This is a genomic window from Zestomonas carbonaria (assembly GCF_904061905.1).
Taxonomy (GTDB): Bacteria; Pseudomonadota; Gammaproteobacteria; order Pseudomonadales; family Pseudomonadaceae; genus Aquipseudomonas; species Aquipseudomonas carbonaria.
On record NZ_CAJFCI010000023.1, the window covers coordinates 143695 to 165066 of the forward strand.

Genomic DNA, 21372 nt, shown 5'->3' on the forward strand with positions numbered 1-21372 from the left:
CCATGAACGCATCCGTCGCCGCTCCGGCCACCCGCCACGATTGGACCCTCGCTGAAGTCAAGGCGCTGTTCGAACAGCCGTTCAACGACCTGCTGTTCCAGGCCCAGAGCGTGCACCGCGCGCACTTCGATCCGAACCGCGTGCAGGTCTCGACCCTGCTGTCGATCAAGACCGGCGCCTGCCCGGAAGACTGCAAGTACTGCCCGCAGTCCGGCCACTACAACACCGGCCTGGACAAGCAGAAGCTGATGGAAGTGCAGAAGGTGCTGGAGGCGGCCGCCGAGGCCAAGGCCATCGGCTCGACCCGCTTCTGCATGGGCGCGGCGTGGAAGCATCCGTCGGCCAAGGACATGCCCTACGTGCTGGAGATGGTCAAGGGCGTGAAGAAGCTCGGCCTGGAAACCTGCATGACCCTCGGCAAGCTGACCCAGGAGCAGACCCAGGCGCTGGCCGACGCCGGCCTCGACTACTACAACCACAACCTCGATACCTCGCCGGAGTTCTACGGCAACATCATCACCACCCGCACCTACAGCGAGCGCCTGCAGACCCTGGCCTACGTGCGCGAGGCAGGGATGAAGATCTGCTCCGGCGGCATCCTCGGCATGGGCGAGTCGGTCGACGACCGCGCCGGCCTGCTGATCCAGTTGGCCAACCTGCCCGAGCACCCGGAGTCGGTGCCGATCAACATGCTGGTCAAGGTCAAGGGCACGCCGTTGGCCGAGGAAGAGGACGTCGATCCGTTCGACTTCATCCGCACCCTGGCCGTCGCCCGGATCATGATGCCCAAGTCCCACGTGCGCCTGTCCGCCGGCCGCGAGCAGATGAACGAGCAGATGCAGGCCCTGGCCTTCATGGCCGGCGCCAACTCGATCTTCTACGGCGAGAAGCTGCTGACCACCAAGAACCCGCAGGCGGAGAAGGACATGCAACTGTTCAAGCGCCTCGGCATCAAGCCGGAAGAGCGCGAGGAACACGCCGACGAAGTGCACCAGGCCGCCATCGAACAGGCCCTGGTCGAGCAGCGCGATTCGCAACTGTTCTATTCGGCCGTCTGACGACGGCAGCCACAAGCTTCAAGCTCCAAGCTGCAAGTAATGTACGGGTGGCTTGAAGCTTGAGGCTTGCCGCTTGGAGCTTTGTGGTGCCATTCGATCTCTCCGCTCGCCTCGCCGAACGCCGTTCCGCCCAGCTTTTCCGCCAGCGCCCGTTGCTGGAAAGCCCGCAGGGGCCCGAGGTGGTGGTCGACGGCCAGCCGCTGCTGGCGTTCTGTTCCAACGACTACCTGGGCCTGGCCAACCATCCCGACGTGATCCGTGCGCTGCGCGATGGCGCGGAGAAATGGGGCGTTGGCGGCGGCGCCTCGCATCTGGTGATCGGCCACAGCACGCCGCACCACGAACTGGAGGAAGCGCTCGCCGAGTTCACCGGGCGGCCGCGCGCGCTGCTGTTCTCCACCGGCTACATGGCCAATCTCGCCGCCGTTACCGCGCTGGTCGGGCAGGGCGATACGGTGCTGGAAGACCGCCTCAACCACGCCTCGCTGCTGGATGCCGGGCTGCTCTCCGGGGCACGTTTCTCGCGCTACCTGCACAACGATGCGGACAGCCTCGCCAAGCGCCTGGAGAAAGCCGAAGGCAATACCCTGGTGGTGACCGACGGGGTGTTCAGCATGGACGGCGACCTGGCCGACCTGCCGGCGCTCTGCGCCGCCGCCAGGCGGAAGCAGGCCTGGGTGATGGTCGATGACGCCCACGGTTTCGGCCCGCTGGGCGCCCATGGCGGCGGCATCGTCGAGCATTTCGGCCTCGGCCTGGACGACGTGCCGGTGCTGGTCGGCACCCTGGGCAAGGCGTTCGGCACCGCCGGCGCCTTCGTCGCAGGCAGCGAGGAGTTGATCGAAACGCTGATCCAGTTCGCCCGCCCCTACATCTATACCACCAGCCAGCCGCCGGCCGTGGCCTGCGCCACGCTGAAGAGCCTCGAGTTGCTGCGTTCGGAAGGCTGGCGCCGCGAGCATCTGGACAAGTTGATCGCGCGCTTCCGCCAGGGCGCCGAAGAGATCGGCCTCGAGCTCATGGACAGCCCGACACCGATCCAGCCGATCCTGATCGGCGACAGCGGACGCGCCCTGCGCCTGTCGGCCATGCTGCGCGAGCGGGGCCTGCTGGTCGGCGCGATCCGCCCGCCCACCGTGCCGGCGGGCACCGCGCGGCTGCGCGTGACGTTGTCCGCCGCGCACAGCGAAAAGCAGCTTGAATCCTTGTTGGGTGCCCTCGCCGAGAGCTGGGCGCTGTTGATCAAGGAGGAAGCCGCCGATGTCTGATCATCTGACCCTGGTGCCCGGCTGGGCGACCGCGCCGGCCGCCCTGGAGCCGCTGCGCGATGCGTTGCGCGAGCGCGCGCCGTATCTCGACGTGAGCATCGAACCCTTGCCGACGCTGGCGCAGTCCGGCGCCTGGCTCGACGAGCTGGATGCGCGCCTGCCGCAAGGCGGCTGGCTGGCCGGCTGGTCGCTCGGCGGCATGCTGGCGGCGCAACTGGCGGCGCGTCGGGGTGGTGGTTGTCGCGGGCTGATCGGCCTGTGCGGCAATGTCTGCTTCCGGGCCCGCGACGATTGGCCGAACGCCATGCCGGCGGAGGTCTTCGCCGCTTTCCATGAAGCCTGCCGGCTCGATCCGGCGCTGACCCTCAAGCGCTTCACCCTGCTGGTCGCCCAGGGCGCCCGCGACCCGCGCACCCTGGCGCGTCAACTGCAAGTCACCCAACCGGCGCTCGATCCCGCCGTGCTGGATGCCGGGCTGCGCCTGCTGGCCGTGCTGGATACCCGCGCCGCCTTGCAGGGCTATGCCGGGCCGCAACTGCACCTGTTCGCCGGCCGCGACGCACTGGTTCCGGCCGCCGCCGCCCAGGCGCTGCTCGACTGGCTGCCGGACGTCGAGGTGAACAGCTTCGCCGAGGCCAGCCACGGCCTGCCGCTGGAGCGGCCGGAAGAGGTCGCCGCGGCCATGCTGGCGTTCATGCGCGAGGGCGAGAATGGCTGAGCCTCTAGCGATCGAGACGAGCGGAGAAGACCTGCTGCCGGACAAGCGCCAGGTCGCCGCCTCCTTTTCCCGCGCGGCGGAGAGCTACGACAGCGTCGCCGCGTTGCAGCGCGTGGTCGGCACCGAACTGCTGGCGCGCCTGCCGGGCGATCTGAAGCCGGCACGCTGGCTGGACCTGGGCAGCGGCACCGGCTATTTCAGCCGTGCCCTGGCTGCGCGCTTTCCGCAGGCCGAGGGCGTGGCCCTGGACATCGCCGAGGGCATGCTGCGCCATGCCCGGCCGCTGGGTGGCGCCGCACATTTCGTCGCTGGCGATGCCGAGTGCCTGCCGCTGCAAGCCGACTGCGTCGACCTGCTGTTCTCCAGCCTGGCGGTGCAATGGTGCGCCGACTTCGCCGCGGTGCTTGGCGAAGCGCGCCGTGTGCTGCGACCGGACGGGGTGTTCGCCTTCACCAGCCTGTGCGTCGGCACCTTGCAGGAGCTGCGCGATAGCTGGCAGGCGGTGGACGGCTTGGTCCACGTCAACCGCTTCCGCCGTTTCGAGGATTACCAGCGCTTGTGCTCCACCAGCGGATTGCAGTTGCTCGGCCTGGAGCGCCAGCCGCAGGTGCTGCACTTCCCGGACCTGCGCAGCCTGACCCACGAACTCAAGGCGCTCGGTGCGCACAACCTGAACCCCGGCCGGCCCGGCGGGCTGACCGGACGGGCGCGTATCCTCGCCCTGATCGACGCCTACGAACGCTTCCGCCAGCCCCAGGGGCTGCCGGCTACCTACCAGGTGGTCCATGGCGTTTTACATAAGAGCCGATAAAGACGCTGAAGGCTGGACGCAAAAGCCATGGGCCAATCGTCCAGCCTCCAGCGCTTTTATCGAATGACCGGAGGAGCCTTGCGATGACCCGGGCGTATTTCGTCACCGGCACCGACACCGAGATCGGCAAGACCACCATCGCCGCCGGCCTGCTGCACGCCGCGCGGCGTGCCGGGTTGTCCACCGCCGCCGCCAAGCCGGTGGCCTCGGGCTGCGAGATGACGCCCGACGGGTTGCGCAACGGCGATGCCCTGGCGTTGCTTGGCGAATGTTCGCTGCCGCTGCGCTACGAAGAGGTCAACCCGATCGCCTTCGAGCTGCCGATCGCTCCGCACCTGGCGGCGCGCGAGGCGGGCGTCGAGCTGAGTGTCGCGGCGCTGGAAGCGCCGGTGCGCGCCGTACTGGCCAGGAGCGCCGACTTCAGCCTGGTGGAGGGCGCCGGCGGCTGGCGGGTTCCGCTGGCCGGCGCGGAGAGCCTGTCCGACCTGGCCATCGCGCTCGACCTGCCGGTGATCCTGGTGATCGGCGTGCGCCTCGGCTGCATCAACCACGCCGTACTCAGCGCCGAGGCCATCGCCCGCGACGGCCTGCGCCTGGCCGGTTGGGTGGCGAATATCGTCGACCCGGCCACCTCGCGGCTGGACGAGAACCTGGCCACCCTGGCCGAACGACTCGCCGCGCCCTGCCTGGGACGTGTGCCGCGCCTGGCCCAGGCGACGCCGGCCGCGGTGGCGGAACATCTGGATCTCGCCCTGCTATAAAAAGAAACACGGTGTTGCGTGATGGCACTCTGATTCTGGCCATCACCCGGCAAATCGGTTTCAATGCCCTCACGGCCTTCGAGATCATCGCCATGCAAATCAGCGCCTTCACTTCCGGTCTGGCATCCCTGCACAGCGGGCAGCAGCGCGTCGACCGCGCCGCCAGCGAGATCGCCGCCAACAGCCTGTCGCGCGCCGAGGTCGCTGCCGTGGCCCCCAATGAGGCCGACCTGGCCAGCCAGTTGATCGAACTGGAGCGCAGCAAGCTTGAGGCCCAGGCAGGGGCTAAACTGGTCAAGACCGCGGACGAAGTGCTCGGCACGTTGATCGATACCCACGCCTGATTCCCTTTCGTTTCTCATGTCCCGGCCCGCTTCGCGGTGGTGGCCGTGTGACTGCGCGCGCCTTTTCGGTCGAAGCTTGACAAGGTCGAGGGGCAAACGTATGTTTCAAACACCTGTTTTACTGCTGGGCGTTCGCTGTCGCCCGGTGGACGGGAACCGGTCAATAAATCCAGGAACCCCACTTAGAGGTTTACCGTTATGCCTGAGTACAAGGCCCCCCTGCGTGATATCCGCTTCGTTCGCGATGAACTGCTCGGCTACGAAGCGCACTATCAGAGCCTGCCTGGCTGCCAGGACGCCACCCCGGACATGGTCAATGCCATCCTCGAGGAAGGCGCCAAGTTCTGCGAGCAAGTGATTGCCCCGCTGAACCGCGTGGGTGACCTGGAAGGCTGCACCTGGAGTCCCGAAGGCGTGAAGACTCCGACCGGTTTCAAGGAAGCCTACAAGCAGTTCGTCGAAGGCGGCTGGCCGAGCCTGGCCCATGACGTCGAGCACGGCGGCCAGGGCCTGCCTGAATCCCTGGGCATGGCGATCAGCGAAATGGTCGGCCAGGCCAACTGGTCCTGGGGCATGTACCCCGGCCTGTCCCACGGCGCCATGAACACCCTGCACGCCCACGGCACCCCCGAGCAGCAGCACACCTACCTGACCAAGCTGGTCTCCGGCGAGTGGACCGGCACCATGTGCCTGACCGAGCCGCACTGTGGCACCGACCTGGGCATGCTGCGCACCAAGGCCGAGCCGCAGGCAGACGGCAGCTACAAGATCACCGGCACCAAGATCTTCATCTCCGCTGGCGAGCACGACATGGCCGACAACATCGTGCACATCGTGCTGGCCCGCCTGCCCGACGCCCCGCAAGGCACCAAGGGCATCTCCCTGTTCATCGTTCCGAAGTTCCTGCCCAACGCCGAAGGCGGCGTCGGCGAGCGCAACGCCGTGTCCTGTGGTTCCCTCGAACACAAGATGGGCATCCACGGCAACGCCACCTGCGTGATGAACTTCGACGCGGCCACCGGCTTCCTGATCGGCCCGCCGAACAAGGGCCTGAACTGCATGTTCACCTTCATGAACACCGCTCGCCTGGGTACCGCGCTGCAAGGCCTGGCCCATGCCGAAATCGGCTTCCAGGGCGGCATCACCTATGCCCGCGAGCGCCTGCAGATGCGCGCCCTGACCGGTCCGAAGGCTCCCGAGAAGCCGGCCGACCCGATCATCGTCCACCCGGACGTGCGTCGCATGCTGCTGACCATGAAGGCTTTCGCCGAAGGCAACCGCGCCATGCTGTACTTCGCCGCCAAGCAGGTCGACATCGTCCAGCGCAGCCAGGATGAGGAGCAGAAGAAAGCCGCCGACGCGATGCTGGCCTTCCTGACCCCGATCGCCAAGGCGTTCATGACCGAAGTCGGTTTCGAAGCCGCCAACCACGGCGTGCAGATCTTCGGTGGCCACGGCTTCATCGCCGAGCACGGCATGGAGCAGAACGTCCGCGACAGCCGCATCTCCTGCCTGTACGAAGGCACCACCGGCGTGCAGGCCCTCGACCTGCTGGGCCGCAAGGTGCTGATGACCCAGGGCGAGGCGCTGAAGGGCTTCACCAAGATCGTCCACAAGTTCTGCCAGGCCAACGAAGGCAACGAAGCTGTCCAGCCGTACGTTGCCCAACTGTCCAAGCTGAACAAGGAATGGGGCGAGCTGACCATGAAGATCGGCATGGCGGCGATGAAGGACCGCGAGGAAGTCGGTGCCGCTTCGGTGGACTACCTGATGTACTCCGGCTACATCTGCCTGGCCTACTTCTGGGCCGACATGGCTCGCCTGGCCGCCGAGAAACTGGCTGCCGGTACCAGCGAGGAAGCCTTCTACAAGGCCAAGCTGCAGACCGCGCGCTTCTACTTCGCGCGCATCCTGCCGCGCACCCGCACCCACGTGGAAGCCATTGCCTCCGGCGCCAGCAACCTGATGGAGCTGGCCGAGGAAGATTTCGCCCTGGGCTACTGAGTCTCCGGCGAGTCGTCGAGAACGCCGCGCACCGCAAGGTGCGCGGCGTTTTCGTTCATGGGCGTCCGGTAGAAGGCGCGGATTCGGGGGGGCTCGCTGGGCGAGTCTTGATAATCCCTCATTCAGGGTCTTTAACCTGATTGTGGTATCGACTCCTCCAGCCGTAGCCTGCCTTTTTCAATCCGCGCCCTGCGCCCCTGCCTGTCGGAGATTCGCCATGCCTGACTACAAAGCTCCCCTGCGCGACATGCGCTTTCTGTCCGACGAAGTCTTCGATTTCGCCGCCACCTACCAGGCCATCGGCGCTACCGACGCGACTCCGGACATGGTCGGCGCCATCCTCGAAGAAGGCGCGAAGTTCTGCGAGCAGGTGCTGGCGCCGCTGAACCGCAATGGTGACGAGGAAGGCTGCCAGTGGCAGGACGGCGTGGTCACCACGCCCAAGGGCTTCAAGGAAGCCTTCGCCCAGTACGTAGAGGGCGGCTGGAACGGCCTGGCCGCCGACCCGGCCTATGGCGGCCAGGGACTGCCCAGCTCGCTGGGGCTGATGATGGGCGAGATGGTCGCCGCCAGTAATGCCTCCTGGGCCATGTACCCGGGGCTGACCCACGGCGCCATGTCGGCGATCCATGCCCACGGCAGCGAAGAGCAGAAGCAGACCTACCTGACTCGCCTGACCGAGGGCCGCTGGACCGGCACCATGTGCCTGACCGAGCCGCATGCCGGCACCGACCTCGGCATCATCAAGACCCGCGCCGTGCCCCAGGCCGACGGCAGCTATGCGATCACCGGCACCAAGATCTTCATCTCCGCCGGCGAGCACGACATGAGTGAGAACATCGTCCACCTGGTGCTGGCCAAGCTGCCGGACGCGCCGGCGGGCACCAAGGGCATCTCGCTGTTCATCGTGCCCAAGTTCCTGCCCAACGCCGAAGGCGAGGCAGGCGAGCGCAACGCGGTGGTCTGCGGCTCCATCGAACACAAGATGGGCATCAAGGCCTCGGCCACCTGCGTGATGAACTTCGACGGCGCCAAGGGCTTCCTGATCGGCGAGCTCAACAAGGGCCTGAACTGCATGTTCACCATGATGAACCATGCCCGCCTGGGCACCGGCATGCAGGGCCTGAGCCTCGGCGAGACCAGCTACCAGGGCGCCGTGCGCTACGCCATCGAGCGTCTGCAGATGCGTTCGCTGAGCGGCCCGAAGGCGCCCGAGAAGCCGGCCGACCCGATCATCGTGCACCCCGACGTGCGCCGCATGCTGCTGACCATGAAGGCGTTCAACGAGGGCAACCGCGCGCTGGCCTATTTCACCGCGCAACTGCTCGACCTTTCCCACGGCCAGGATGCCGAGCAGGCCGCCGAGGCGGAGGACCTGCTGGCCTTCCTCACCCCGATCTGCAAGGCGTTCATGACCGACACCGGCCTGGAAGTGACCAACCTCGGCATGCAGATATTCGGCGGCCACGGCTTCATCCGCGAGTGGGGCATGGAGCAACTGGTGCGTGATTGCCGCATCGCGCCGATCTACGAAGGCACCAACGGCATCCAGGCCCTCGACCTGCTCGGCCGCAAGGTGCTCGGCAGCCAGGGCAAGCTGCTGCGCGGCTTCACCAGGATCGTCCACAAGTTCTGCCAGGCGCAGGCCGAGCATCCGCAGCTCAAGGGGCACGTCGCCGAACTGGTGCGCCTCAACCAGCAGTGGGGCGAGCTGACCCAGCAGATCGGCATGGCGGCGATGAAGAACCCCGACGAAGTCGGCGCGGCCTCGGTGGACTACCTGATGTACTCCGGCTACGTGGCCCAGGCCTACTTGTGGCTGCGCATGGCGGTGGTCGCCCAGGCCAGGCTGGATGCCGGCAGCGACGAGGCGGCGTTCTACCAGGCCAAGCTGGCCACCTGCGACTTCTACTTCCAGCGGCTGCTGCCGCGCACCGTCGCCCACCTGACTGCGGCGAAGGCTGGCTCGGAAGGGCTGATGAAGCTGAGCGCCGAACAGTTCGCCCTCTGACGAGCGGTCGAAACAAGGAAGAAGCCCGCCTTTCGGCGGGTTTCTTTCGTGCGCGCCATTCGTGACCGCTAAATGAATTAATGGTCACAACATGACTCTATGTCTCAGAAAAGTTGTTCGGTTAAACTCCGCGGCACCTGCGTAATACTGGCTGGCAGGCCCCGTTGGATCGCTCGAGGAATGCACCATGGCTGACTACAAAGCTCCCCTGCGCGACATGCGCTTCGTTCTCAATGAAGTTTTCGAGGTAGCCAAGCTGTGGGCCGAGCTGCCGGCGTTGGCGGAAGTCGTCGATGCCGAGACCGCCTCCGCGGTGCTCGAAGAAGCCGGCAAGATCATTGGCGGCACCATCGCCCCGCTGAACCGCAGCGGCGACGAAGAGGGCTGCACTTGGAGCGCCGAGGGCGTGAAGACCCCGGCCGGTTTCCCGGAAGCCTACCGGGCCTACGCCGAGGGCGGCTGGGTCGGCGTGGGCGGCGACCCGAACTACGGCGGCATGGGCATGCCCAAGGCGATTTCCGCGCAGGTCGAGGAAATGGTCAACGCCGCCAACCTGTCGTTCGGCCTCTACCCGATGCTGACCGCCGGCGCCTGCCTGTCGTTGAACGCCCACGCCAGTGAAGAGCTGAAGCAGAAGTACCTGCCGAACATGTACGCCGGCGTCTGGACCGGCTCGATGTGCCTGACCGAGCCACACGCCGGCACCGACCTCGGCATCATCCGCACCAAGGCCGAGCCGCAGGCCGACGGCAGCTTCAAGATCACCGGCACCAAGATCTTCATCACCGGCGGCGAGCACGACCTGGCCGAGAACATCATCCACCTGGTGCTGGCCAAGCTGCCCGACGCGCCGGCCGGCTCCAAGGGCATCTCGCTGTTCCTGGTACCGAAGGTGCTGGTCAACGAGGACGGCTCGCTGGGCGAGCGCAATGCCGTGTCCTGCGGCTCCATCGAGCACAAGATGGGCATCAAGGCCTCGGCCACCTGCGTGATGAACTTCGACGGCGCCACCGGCTGGATCGTCGACGCGCCGAACAAGGGCCTCGCCGCGATGTTCACCATGATGAACTACGAGCGCCTGGGTGTCGGCATCCAGGGCCTGGCGTCCGGCGAGCGCTCCTACCAGAGCGCCGTGGAATACGCCCGCGAGCGCATCCAGAGCCGCGCGCCGACCGGTCCGGTGGCGAAGGACAAGGCCGCCGACCCGATCATCGTGCATCCCGACGTGCGCCGCATGCTGCTGACCATGAAGGCGCTCAACGAAGGCGGCCGCGCCTTCTCCACCTACGTCGCCATGCAGCTCGACACTGCCAAGTTCAGCGAAGCCCCCGAGGTCCGCAAGCGCGCCGAGGAACTGGTCGCCCTGCTGACCCCGGTGGCCAAGGCCTTCCTCACCGACCTGGGCCTGGAGGCCACCGTGCACGGCCAGCAGGTGTTCGGCGGCCATGGCTTCATCCGCGAATGGGGCCAGGAGCAACTGGTGCGCGACGTGCGCATCACCCAGATCTACGAAGGCACCAACGGCATCCAGGCGCTGGACCTGGCCGGGCGCAAGATCGTCGGCAGCGGTGGCGCGTTCTACAAGCACTTCTCCGACGAGATCAAGGCGTTCGCCGGCAGCGCGTCCGCCGAGCTGGCCGAGTTCGTCGAACCGCTGAAAGCCGCTGTCGCCAACCTTGACGATCTGACTGCCTGGCTGCTGGATAGCGCCAAGAGCAACCCCAACGAAATCGGCGCCGCCTCGGTCGAGTACCTGCAAGTGTTCGGCTACACCGCCTATGCCTACATGTGGGCGCTAATGGCGCGCGCCGCACTGGGCAAGGAAGGCGAGGACGACTTCTACGCCAGCAAGCTGGGCACCGCGCGCTTCTACTTCGCCCGCCTGCTGCCGCGCATCCACTCGCTGACCGCGTCGGTGAAGGCCGGCAGCGAAAGCCTGTACCTGCTGGATGCCGAGCAGTTCTGAGCATTGCCGTAACGCAAGAAGCCCCGCAATCGCGGGGCTTTTTGTTGGCTCGTGGCTCGTAGGGTGGGCTTCAGCCCACCGATCCGGCTTCCGGTTTGCTGCCTCCTCAATCCTGCCGCAACTGCTTGGCCAGCGACGGGTCGTCGATATAGGGGTTGCGGTTGCCCTGCAGCATCTCGATGCGGTCGTTGCGGGCCTTTTCCTCGTCGTCCGGCGGGTCCAGTTCGTTCCAGCGCTGGTACATCTGCAACTGGCCGACGATGGGCAGCCCGTAGGCGTCATGCATGTAGAAGATCGCCCGGGCCACGTTGCCCTTGGCCTCATCGCGCGGCTCGATGAGCTGGAAGGTGGCCTTGAGGTCGCAGCCGATGTCGTCGAACTTGCTCGGCACCTCGGGGCCCACGGCGCCGAACTGGGCATTGCGGCGGGCCAGTTCGACGCGGGTCAGTTCGGGATAGAGGTTGTGCAGGTCGGCCAGCATGTAGTCGTACTTCGGGTTGACCACCTTGCACTGGTTTTCCGTCATGCAGCGTAGCGCCGACTTGATCTGCCGGCCGGTGTACACCGCACTGGCGGCGAACTCGCTGCTGGTGCCGCTGAAAGGCTTGTCGCAATACAGCGTCTTGCCGCCATTGCCATAGAGCTTCGGCCAGAACACCTGTTCGACGGCTGTCTTGGCGTCGGAGAGTTGGTCCTGGCCGCTGCTGGCCAGGGCGGGTAGTGCAGGAACTGCCAGAAATGCCAGGGCAATCACCATTCCGCGCATTGGACCACCTTGTCGCGTTTATTGTTGGATTGTTTGACAGCCTGGAGTCTAGCAAGAGGCCTGCGGGCAATGGAACCTGACCTGTGGTCGAGAATCCCGTGTAATCCAAAGCTTACACGGGCTGGTGGAGATCGCTGCTGTTGCGAACCGCGCCGCGCGGATAATCTGCTGCCCATGGATCCCGCGCAGGAAGCGCCCAGTACCAACAAGGACCTTTGGGAAACCGCCAGGATGGCGGGTGGATCAAGGACGTCGGATACGGATATCAGGATTCAGTCTGCAAAGCCCCGCCTTGGCGGGGTTTTCTTTTTTCCGCCGCCGGAAGCCGCTCGGGCTTCCGGCGGTTTCGCTCTCAGCCTTCCAGTGCCTGCGCGGGGCCGAAGAACTCGTAGTGGCACTGCTCCTGCGGCACGCCGAGTTCGCGCAGGTGGCGCTTGACCTGGGCCATGAACGGCTTGGGACCGAGGAAGTAGGCGTCCAGGTCGCGTTCCTCCGGCAGCCAGCGGTCGAGCAGTTCGGCGCTGATGAAGCCTTCGGCGTGGGCCTGGTCGCCAGGGCGCGGTTCGCTGTAGCAGAAGTAGTGGCGTACCTGCGGGTTGCCCGTGCTCTGCTCCTCGACCCAGTCGCGGAAGGCGTGCACGCCGGCATGCCGCGCGCAGTGGATGAAGTGGATCGGCCGTCCGCTGTCGCGTGCCTGTTCGAGCATGGCCAGCGCCGGGGTGATGCCGACGCCGGCGGTGATCAGCGCCAGCGGTCTTTCGCTGTCGCGCAGGACGAAATCGCCGGCCGGCGGGAACAGTTCGACGACATCGCCGACCTGTACCTGATCGTGCAGATAGTTGGATACCCGCCCGCCGGCCTCGCGCTTGACGCTGATCCGGTAGTGGCTGCCGTCGCCGCGCGCCGACAGCGAATAGTTGCGGCGCTCCTCGCCGTCCGGGAAGTTCACCCGCAGGCCGATGTACTGGCCGGGCTGGAACGCCACCAGCTCGCCGCCGTCCTTCGGCTCCAGGTACAGGGAGACGATCTCCTCGCTCTCGACCTCCTTGCGCGTCACCCTGAAGTCACGGGCACCGCGCCAGCCGCCGGGCGCGGAGGCATTGGCGGCGTACACGGACTCCTCGGCGCCGATCAGGATATCGGCCAGTTGGCCATAGGCCGCGGCCCAGGCGTCGATCACCGCGTCGGTGGCCAGTTCCTCGCCGAGTACCTCGCGGATCGCCCGCAGCAGGCAGGTGCCGACGATGGGGTAGTGCTCGGGCAGGATCTGCAGCGACACGTGCTTGTGGACGATCTGCCCGACCAGCGGACCCAGCGCTTCGAGGCGCTCGATGTGGCGGGCATACATCAGCACCGCGTTGGCCAGCGCGCGCTGCTGGTTGCCGCTGCCCTGGTGGGCCTGGTTGAACAGCGCACGCACCTCGGGATATTCGCTGAACATCAACTGGTAGAAGTGGCGGGTCAGGGCCTCGCCGCCGCTTTCCAGCAGCGGCACGGTGGCTTTGATCAGGCTGAGATGTTCGGCGGACAGCATAGGGACTCCATGGCGACGGGTTCGGAAAAGGGCCGCGACGTGCTAGCGTTGCAGCGTGGCTGGATATATCAGTATTCGTGCCAGGTAAATTCCCGTTATTAATCAGACGGTTATTTGTTTTGTTGTCTTTATGACAGCGGGCTATCGATGGTCCGTAGGACTACTTGTGGTCGATATGACAGCGAACTTGCAGCTTTCCACCTTCATTCCCCTGGTCGCCGACCTGGCCCGTGATCTGCCCGAGCAGGAGCGCTACCGCCGCCTGCTGCTGGCCTTGCAGCAATTGCTGCCGTGCGAGGCGGTGGCGCTGCTGCGCCTGGACGACGACTACCTGGTGCCGCTGTCGGTGATCGGCCTCAGCGCCGATACCCTCGGGCGGCGCTTCAAGGTCAGCGAGCACCCGCGCCTGCAAGCCTTGCTGGCGAGCCGCGAGCCGACCCGCTTCCCGGCCGACAGCGGCCTGCCGGACCCATACGACGGCCTGGTCGAAGGCCACCAGGGCCATCTCGAAGTACACGACTGCCTCGGCTGCCCGCTCTATCTGCAGGATCAACTGTGGGGCCTGCTGACCCTCGACGCCCTGGAGCCGGACCGCTTCGGCAGCATCGACCTGGATACCCTGGGGGCCTTCGCCAGCCTAGCCGCCGCCACGGTGATGGCCGGCGAGCGGATCAACCTGCTGACCCGCCGGGTCGAGGATGAGCGCCACCTGGCCGAGGTCTACAAGCAGGCTGCCGGCCAGCAGCGTCCGCGCGAACTGATCGGCCAGAGCGCGGCGCACCGGACCCTGATCGAGGAAGTCGCCCTGGTCGGCGACAGCGAACTGACCGTGCTGATCAGCGGCGAGACCGGCGTCGGCAAGGAGCTGGTGGCCGAGGCCATCCACGCCGCCTCGCCGCGTGCCCGGCGGCCGCTGATCAGCCTCAACTGCGCGGCCCTGCCGGACTCCCTGGTGGAAAGCGAGCTGTTCGGCCATGTGCGCGGTGCGTTTTCCGGTGCGGTGAGCGAGCGCAGCGGCAAGTTCGAACTGGCTGACGGTGGCACCCTGTTCCTCGATGAGGTCGGCGAACTGCCGCTGGCGGTGCAGGCCAAGCTGCTGCGCGTGTTGCAGAGCGGCCAGTTGCAGCGGGTCGGCTCCGACCGCGATCACCGCGTCGACGTGCGCGTGCTGGCGGCGACCAACCGCGACCTGGCCGCCGAAGTGCGCGCCGGGCGCTTCCGTGCCGATCTCTACCACCGGCTCAGCGTCTATCCGCTACGCGTGCCGCCCTTGCGCGAGCGAGGCCGCGACGTGCTCCTGCTGGCCGGCTACTTCCTCGAACAGAACCGCGCCCGCATGGGCCTGCGCAGCCTGCGGCTCAGCGCCGCCGCGCAGAAGGCCCTGCTCGCCTACGACTGGCCCGGCAACGTGCGCGAACTGGAACACCTGATCGGCCGCGCGGCCCTCAAGGCCTTGTCGCAACACCCCGAGCGCCCGCGCATCCTGACCATCGAGCCGGACGTGCTCGACCTGCCTGGCGCCGAAGTGCCGGCCACCGACAGCCAGGTCCCCGTCGCGTCCGGCGACGCCATGGGTTTGACCCTGCGCGAGGCGGTGGATCGCTACCAGCGCCAACTGATCGCCGAGACCCTGATCCGCCACCAGCACAAATGGTCCGCCGCCGCCCAGGAACTGGGCCTCGATCGCGCCAACCTGAGTCGCCTGGCCCGGCGCCTGGGACTGAAATAGCACCGGAAAGCCGAGGGCTCTTCACGGCCATCGATCCGGCGGCGGGGCGAAGCGTCTTGCGTGGAGCCTCAATTGCCGCTGGCTTCCGGCAGCTTGGCGATCACCTTGATCTCGAACTCGAAGCCGTAGAGCCAGGTCACGCCGACGGCAGTCACTGTCGGATACGGCGCATTGCCCCAATGCTCGGGCACCACCCCATTCCAGATCCTTTCGAACTTCTCTTCCGGGTCGACGATGAAGACGGTGACATCGACCACATCGTCGAAGGTGCAGCCCGCTGGGGCCAGGATCGCATTCAGGTTGTCGAACGCGCGGTGAACCTGCTTCTCCAGGTCGGGCTCGGGCGAGCCATCCTCGCGGCTGCCGACCTGCCCCGAAACGAACAGGAAGCCATTGGAGCGGATCGCCGGAGAATAGCGATTGCGCTCGTAGAGCTCCTGGCGGCCGGCTGGGAAAACGACATCACGTGTTGTCATCGGTTATCTCCATCGAGGGGCGGGGCCCCGTTGTTGACGATGGAGGAACGTTAAGGCGGCCCGCTTCGTCGATAAACGAGCAATCCTGGTCAGCACTGTTTGTAGAATCCAAACAATACCCAGGCGATCTGGAGCCATGATGGACCGTTTCGATGCGATGCAGGCGTTTGCCCGTGTGGTGGAAACCGGCAGCTTCACCAAGGCGGCCGAGACGCTGCACATGAGCAAGACCAGCGTCACGCAACTGGTGCAGCAGTTGGAGGCGCGCTTGCGCGTCAGGCTGCTCAACAGGACTACCCGCAAGGTCAACGTGACAGCCGACGGTGCCGCCTACTACGAGCGTGTGATACGGCTGCTGGCCGACATGGACGACGCCGAAACCAGCCTGTCCGGTGCTTCGGCATTGCCCAGGGGCCGGCTCCGCGTGGACGTGCCCAGCCCGCTGGCGCGAATGATCCTGGTGCCGGCCCTGGCAACGTTTCACGCCCGATACCCCGACATCCAGATTGACATGGGGGTGAGCGACCGCATCGTCGACCTGATCGATGAACACGTGGATTGCGTGGTGCGCGGCGGTGAAATCACCGATCAGTCGTTGATTGCCCGGCATGTCGGCGACCTGCGACTTGGAGTCTACGCGGCGCCGGGCTATCTCGAGCGCGCCGGCTCGCCTGCGCACCCGCGCGAGCTGGAAGACACGCATCACCGCATCGTGGGCTTCCTCTGGGCGCGCACCGGAAGGGCGCTTCCATACGCGATGCGCCGGGGTGGCGATATCGTCAAGGTCCATGGCCGCTACACGCTGGCGGTCGACGACGGCAATGCCTACCTGGCGGCCGGCCTGGCTGGGCTGGGCGTGCTGTGGCTGCCCGACTACATGTCCCGGGCATACCTGGAAAGCGGTGAACTGGTGCCCCTGTTCGAGGACTGGCAGCTCGATTCCATGCCGCTTTATCTGGCCTACCCGCCAAACCGGCATGTCAGCGCCAAGTTGCGCGTTTTCATCGATTGGGTGGTGGAGTTGATGGCGCGGCACGCGCCCATCGCCACTCCCTCACGCTGATGCGTGACCAGGCGAGGGGGCGACGACACGATCCATTGCCGCAGGAATCGGTATCGGTCAGGAGGCGTCCGCTTTCGACCCGGGCTGTGTGAAAACAGCCGCTCCGGACATTCTCAAGCTCCGGATAACCAGGGTGTTGTCTGGGGCCTGAGACGGTTGAGCGCCTGCAAACGCAGGACGTAGCCGATCTTGATCGAGGTTGGGCCCAGAATGCTCATGAGGTGGGCTCCCAAGAGGACTGGCATCGACAGATCGGTTTCAAGGCCGTAGGCCAGCAGGACTCCGATCACGAACATTGCCAGCCCGACAGTCAGAAGAAGGGTGGACAGTTTCAATACCCGGTATGGGTTCTCGAAAAAAGCGAACATTCCATTTTCCCCGCGTTGCCGTGTCGTTCGGACGGATGCTGGCCAGGTCCTCATGGCGGTTTCGGTCCCGGCCTCCCGGGTCTCACGCCACCGGAATCATCGGGTCGGCCGCGGCCAGGGCAGAGGCACGATCGGCGGCCGGGGGGTAGATCCAGATCGTATTGATCTGGGTCTTGAGCTCCTTGGCTTCCTGCTTGACCAGCTTGAGCTGGCGATCCCAGCCTTCGGTGAACACCGCGCCCCAGGCGCCAAGGTCGAGGCAGGTCACGTACTTGGGCTGGCTGTAGGGCATCGGGGCGACGCCCAGCAGGTCCGCGGCGACATTGTTCCCGGCATGACGGCCCAGGGCGATGGCATGCTGGCAGGACATCGCCGAGAAGTTGCCGAGATCGTCGGTGGCGGCATAGGCCACGTCACCGGCGGCAAAGATGTTTTCCTGGCCGAACACCTTCAGGTTCTGGTCGACATGCAGCCGCCCCTGGGCGTCACGCACACTGGTCAGTTGCTCGGTCAGCGGGCTGGCGCGGAAGCCGACGGTCCAGATCACGGTCTTGGCCTCGATGCGTGTTCCGTCAGCGAGGGTCACGCCGTCGGCATCGACCGAGGTCACGGTCGCGTTCAGCACCCATTCGATGCCCAGGTGCCCGGAGGCCTCGACGACAGGGGGACGGATGCCGTCGCCCAGGGATGCCGCGATCTGCGGCGCCCGATCCACCACGATCACGCGGATATCGCTGTCGTTGCCCAGTACGGACCGCAGGCGCGCCGGCATTTCGGTCGCGGTTTCGATGCCGGTGAAGCCGCCGCCGGCGACCACGACGGTGTTGCGGGCGACGCTATAGGGCTGGTCCTTGAGGGACTTGAGGTGGTTCTCCAGGCGGACCGCCGATTCGATCTGGTCCACATCGAAGGCGTACTGGCTCATGCCTTCCACCTTCGGGCGAATGACCTGGCTGCCCGCCGCCAGTACCAGGCGATCGTAGCCCAGCGTTTCCTGCTTGCCGGACGCGTCGCTGTAGCCAACGGTCTTTGCCCGCTCGTCGATGCTGGTGGCCGTACCCTCGATGAAGCGCACACCCACGGCGTCGAACAGCTCACCCAGCGGCGCGAACATCTTGTGGACGTCGGCCTCGTAGAAGCGCGGGCGAATCCGTAGTTCCGCCTGGGGAGCGAGTACGCTGATCCCCACATCGTTACGATCATGCTTGTCCAACAGTCGAGCGGCGCTCAACGCGCTCCATACTCCACCGAATCCCGCACCAACGATCAGAATATGTTGTTTCATGGAGTGCTCCTGGAAATAAGGGTGAATAACCTGGAAGTTTCAACTTCAAGCCGGGTTCGACAATATCCAGAGTTCCGCGGGTTCTTTGCGGAGACGTCCAGGGCATTGGTTTGCCCGCCGTGAGTTCATGTTATTCGCAGGTATTTCCGGAGACATTCCTGCAAAGGTTTCGGCTGGATATATATAGGTTCGAAGGATATATACGAAGGTATTGCGAGAGGCTTGGAAACAGCGTTCGAAGTGAGTCGCATGCCTGGGAAAGTGACGTGTCAGATGTGTCGATCGAGAGCGATTTCGATGCAGTTCATCAGTTCGTCGGCTTGAAAGGGCTTGGGGAGGAGTGCGATCAGCTCATGGGTGCCGGCGTTGATTCGCGGTAGCGCGCCTGGATAGCCGGTGATGAATATGATGGGAATGTGAAACCCCATTGCCATGAGTTCTTCATGCATTTGCACGCCACACATGCCCGGCATCTGTATATCGGAGACCAGGCAGTGCGTTTCACCTGGCCCGCTGGAGTGGAGGAACGCCAGGGCATCGGCATATGTGCGGACCAGGTATCCGTTCGACCTCAACAGGCTTTCCAGCGCTATGCGAACGGATTCATCGTCGTCGACAACTGAAATAACAGATGTAGTGCGTCTGTAAGTATCTTGCATCATGTGTGGGGTCGCTCGTACGGCGCCTATCGTCTTTGCAAGATACGCTGTCTTATAACGTGGAGAAGTATACCTGCGTATAGTTTCACTGGGCCGGGCGATTGATGCCAAGTGCTTCCGCCATTCGCACCAGATCGGCGAAAGAGCGTGCGTTCATCTTGCGCATGGCGTGACCGCGGTGGATCTTCACGGTGATCTCGCTCAGTCCGATTTCTCCAGCGATCTGTTTGTTCATCAGGCCTGAAACGGCCAATGCCATCACCGTCTGTTCCCGGGCGGTCAGGTTCGCATAACGGCTGCGCAATTCTTCGAGGCCGCGCTCGGACTCACGCCGCAGCTTGTCGCGGGAAAGCGCGAGGGAGACGGCATCGATCAGGTCCTGTTCCCTGAAGGGCTTGGTGAGGAAGTCGACGGCGCCGGCCTTCATGGCGCGCACCGTCATGGCGATGTCGCCGTGGCCGGTCATGAACACGATCGGCAGGCTGATATTGGCCGTGGCCAGATAGGTCTGGAAGTCCAGTCCGCTGGTGCCCTGCAGCCGCACGTCGAGGACCATGCAGCTCGGTACGTCAGGACGGTTGAAGGCCATGAAGTCGGCGGCGGAGCCGAACAGCCCGACCTTGAGGCCGATGGAGCGCAAGAGGCTGCCCAGGGATTCCCGCAGCATGGTGTCGTCGTCCACGACGTATACGAAGGGATCGACGTTGCCGTTTCTGTTCGAAGTGAATTGTTCGTTCATGGGGAAGTTCTCTGGACGATGGCGTTCGCGAGCAGTGGGCCGGTCTCCGCTAGGCCGGCTCACTGCTGGTCACCGGGAGGGCGATCAGGAGCGATGCGCCTTGGCCTGGAGTGCTCTCGGCCCAGATCCTGCCGCCATGGAAATCAATGATGGAGCGGCAGATGGACAGTCCCATGCCAAGGCCATTCTCCTTGGTGGTGAAGAACGGATTGAACAACGAGGGCAATACGTCGGCGGGAATCCCCGGTCCCTGATCGGCGACTTCCAGAACCGCCTCGCCGTTCTGTACCCAGGTGCGGATGCGCAGGGTTCGGCCGGGTGCCTCGATCGCGCTCATCGCCTGGCAGGCATTGATGATCAGGTTGATGATGACCTGCTGCAGTTGCACGCGGTCGGCATTGATCTGGCCGCTGAAGGCCGTCAGTTCGATCTTCTGCGTGATCTTGTGGCGCACCAGTTCGTGCTGAACCAGGTTGAGCGTCTCATTGACGATGTCATCCAGGGACTCGGTCTGGCGCAGCGGGTCGCATTTGCGCGCAAGCGCCCGTACCCGCGCGATGATCTCACTGGCGCGACCTGCGCTGGCGATGATCCTGTCCAGGGACTTGCGCGCCTCATCGAGATCGGGGACGGGGCGGTCGAGCCATTTCCGGCAGGCTTCGCCGCTGCTGGTGACCGCCGTCAGAGGCTGGTTGACTTCATGGGCGATGGAGGCGGCCAGCTCGCCCAGGGACGTGACGCGCGTGACATGGGCCAGTTGCGTCTGGGTGCGAAAGAGCGCCTCCTCGGCCTGCTTGCCGGCGGTGACGTCCATCAGCGCACCCAGGTATTCGAAGCGCCCCGGTTGGGTGGACAGTGGGCTGGCGATCATGTGGACGTGCTTGATACGTCCATCCGGCATCAGCAGGCGGTGCTTGATTTCGATCAGGCTTTCATGGCGCGCCGCCTTGTCGAATACCGTCTGCAGCAGGGGGCGGTCGTCAGGATGGGTTCGCTCCAGGATCATCGCGACGGTCGGCCGTACCGATAGCGGGTACTCGAAGATCCGCGCCGACTCGTCCGACCAGGATATCTCCTCGCGTCCGGCGCGAAATCCGATACTGCCCGTCTGGCTCAGGCGTTGCGCGCCGATCAGGTACACCTCGTTGTGGCGCAGGCTGTCGGCGTCATATTTGCTGCGCATGGCGAGGAAGGTGATGGCGGACAAGGCGGTCAGGCAGCGAAAGAACCCCGTGGCCGATTCCCAACTGTGGTAGCCGCCGTTGAGGAGAAAGGTCGCCGTGAGCAGCAGCATGCACATCAGCGCGACCAGGATCACCACGTTGATCGAGAACAGGTTGGCCGCCATCAGCAACAGGGTGATGTACAGGATCGTCGGCGCCAGATCGTTGTGGGTCTCGGAGTTGATGATGATGATCCCGCACGCGACGATCAGGCCCACTATCCAGCCGAGGGCATTCTCCAGCGGTTTCGGACTGATGCCGATCAGCGGGCGGGAGAACGCCTGGCCAGGAAGGGGCCGCAGCCTGCTGGAGACACCCTTGAAGAAGGGATGCCGTATTGGCGCACTGGCAGTCCTGCTGCTTTTCATGTCGGTCCTGCGTTCCTTGTAGGTAAATGTTGGTGGAACATCAGTGGACTTCATCCTAAGAGCTGAGGACGCCAACCAGATAGGTCATAAAACCCTGACTTTCTGCCATCGCTCCACCGGCGGGGTATACCTGGGTATGGCGGGGCGGTCGTCCAGCGAGAAGTGGCTGCGATAGTTCCGGGGGAAATGGAAGGGTTGCGCTGGAGGGGGCTATCCAGGGG

The 21372-nt window shown here is 65.2% G+C and carries 19 protein-coding genes; 11 read left to right on the forward strand and 8 right to left on the reverse strand.

Annotated features, from left to right (window positions below; translation table 11 throughout):
* Positions 1–2 precede the first annotated feature (2 nt).
* From bioB to PSEWESI4_RS04395, 9 genes are all read left to right on the forward strand, one after another.
* Positions 3–1058: a biotin synthase BioB gene (bioB, locus tag PSEWESI4_RS04355; RefSeq protein ID WP_187669955.1), complete on the forward strand. Its 1056-nt coding sequence runs from the start codon at positions 3–5 to the stop codon at positions 1056–1058.
* 86 nt (positions 1059–1144) lie between these two features.
* Positions 1145–2326, forward strand: a complete 1182-nt coding sequence (gene bioF / locus PSEWESI4_RS04360; protein ID WP_187669956.1) for an 8-amino-7-oxononanoate synthase — start codon at positions 1145–1147, stop codon at positions 2324–2326.
* Entirely contained in the window at positions 2319–3044 is a 726-nt protein-coding gene (locus tag PSEWESI4_RS04365) for an alpha/beta fold hydrolase (RefSeq protein ID WP_187669957.1), read from the forward strand. Before bioF ends, PSEWESI4_RS04365 begins: the two co-directional genes overlap by 8 nt.
* The gene (bioC, locus tag PSEWESI4_RS04370) at positions 3037–3855 is read left to right on the forward strand and encodes a malonyl-ACP O-methyltransferase BioC (RefSeq protein WP_187669958.1); all 819 of its coding nucleotides are present in this window, start codon (positions 3037–3039) and stop codon (positions 3853–3855) included. Before PSEWESI4_RS04365 ends, bioC begins: the two co-directional genes overlap by 8 nt.
* Positions 3856–3938: 83 nt before the next feature.
* Positions 3939–4616, forward strand: a complete 678-nt coding sequence (bioD, locus tag PSEWESI4_RS04375) for a dethiobiotin synthase (RefSeq protein ID WP_187669959.1) — start codon at positions 3939–3941, stop codon at positions 4614–4616.
* A gap of 14 nt (positions 4617–4630) precedes the next feature.
* A complete protein-coding gene (locus PSEWESI4_RS04380) occupies positions 4631–4960 on the forward strand; it encodes a hypothetical protein (RefSeq protein ID WP_235978872.1) in 330 nt (109 codons plus the stop codon).
* Between the two features lie 198 nt (positions 4961–5158).
* Entirely contained in the window at positions 5159–6964 is a 1806-nt protein-coding gene (locus PSEWESI4_RS04385) for a phenylacyl-CoA dehydrogenase (protein ID WP_187669960.1), read from the forward strand.
* Between the two features lie 217 nt (positions 6965–7181).
* Positions 7182–8975: an acyl-CoA dehydrogenase C-terminal domain-containing protein gene (locus tag PSEWESI4_RS04390; RefSeq protein ID WP_187669961.1), complete on the forward strand. Its 1794-nt coding sequence runs from the start codon at positions 7182–7184 to the stop codon at positions 8973–8975.
* 187 nt (positions 8976–9162) lie between these two features.
* Positions 9163–10941: an acyl-CoA dehydrogenase C-terminal domain-containing protein gene (locus PSEWESI4_RS04395; RefSeq protein ID WP_187669962.1), complete on the forward strand. Its 1779-nt coding sequence runs from the start codon at positions 9163–9165 to the stop codon at positions 10939–10941.
* Positions 10942–11047: 106 nt separating this feature from the next.
* On the opposite strand, the gene PSEWESI4_RS04400 is transcribed toward PSEWESI4_RS04395, so the two are convergent.
* Positions 11048–11707 (reverse strand): endonuclease I family protein, encoded by a 660-nt coding sequence (locus tag PSEWESI4_RS04400; protein WP_187669963.1) that lies wholly within the window; start codon positions 11705–11707, stop codon positions 11048–11050.
* Positions 11708–12059: 352 nt separating this feature from the next.
* The gene (gene hmpA / locus PSEWESI4_RS04405) at positions 12060–13241 is read right to left on the reverse strand and encodes an NO-inducible flavohemoprotein (RefSeq protein WP_187669964.1); all 1182 of its coding nucleotides are present in this window, start codon (positions 13239–13241) and stop codon (positions 12060–12062) included.
* A 175-nt stretch (positions 13242–13416) separates the two neighbouring features.
* Between hmpA and norR the strand changes: the two genes are divergently transcribed.
* Positions 13417–14970, forward strand: coding sequence for a nitric oxide reductase transcriptional regulator NorR (gene norR, locus PSEWESI4_RS04410; protein WP_187669965.1), 1554 nt, complete (start codon positions 13417–13419; stop codon positions 14968–14970).
* Positions 14971–15038: 68 nt separating this feature from the next.
* Here the strand turns inward: norR and PSEWESI4_RS04415 are convergent, their stop codons facing one another.
* Positions 15039–15446, reverse strand: a complete 408-nt coding sequence (locus PSEWESI4_RS04415; protein WP_187669966.1) for a RidA family protein — start codon at positions 15444–15446, stop codon at positions 15039–15041.
* A gap of 139 nt (positions 15447–15585) precedes the next feature.
* Here PSEWESI4_RS04415 and PSEWESI4_RS04420 point away from each other — a divergent pair, with 139 nt between their 5' ends.
* A complete protein-coding gene (locus PSEWESI4_RS04420) occupies positions 15586–16509 on the forward strand; it encodes a LysR family transcriptional regulator (protein ID WP_187669967.1) in 924 nt (307 codons plus the stop codon).
* Positions 16510–16622: 113 nt separating this feature from the next.
* Here the strand turns inward: PSEWESI4_RS04420 and PSEWESI4_RS04425 are convergent, their stop codons facing one another.
* From PSEWESI4_RS04425 to PSEWESI4_RS04445, 5 genes are all read right to left on the reverse strand, one after another.
* Positions 16623–16877, reverse strand: coding sequence for a transmembrane sensor/regulator PpyR (locus PSEWESI4_RS04425; protein WP_187669968.1), 255 nt, complete (start codon positions 16875–16877; stop codon positions 16623–16625).
* A gap of 82 nt (positions 16878–16959) precedes the next feature.
* Entirely contained in the window at positions 16960–18162 is a 1203-nt protein-coding gene (locus PSEWESI4_RS04430; RefSeq protein WP_187669969.1) for an NAD(P)/FAD-dependent oxidoreductase, read from the reverse strand.
* A 269-nt stretch (positions 18163–18431) separates the two neighbouring features.
* Positions 18432–18824: a response regulator gene (locus PSEWESI4_RS04435; protein ID WP_187669970.1), complete on the reverse strand. Its 393-nt coding sequence runs from the start codon at positions 18822–18824 to the stop codon at positions 18432–18434.
* A gap of 82 nt (positions 18825–18906) precedes the next feature.
* A complete protein-coding gene (locus PSEWESI4_RS04440; protein WP_187669971.1) occupies positions 18907–19560 on the reverse strand; it encodes a response regulator transcription factor in 654 nt (217 codons plus the stop codon).
* A gap of 49 nt (positions 19561–19609) precedes the next feature.
* On the reverse strand, positions 19610–21205 hold the full coding sequence (locus tag PSEWESI4_RS04445; RefSeq protein WP_235978873.1) for a sensor histidine kinase: 1596 nt from the start codon (positions 21203–21205) through the stop codon (positions 19610–19612).
* Positions 21206–21372: the final 167 nt, after the last annotated feature.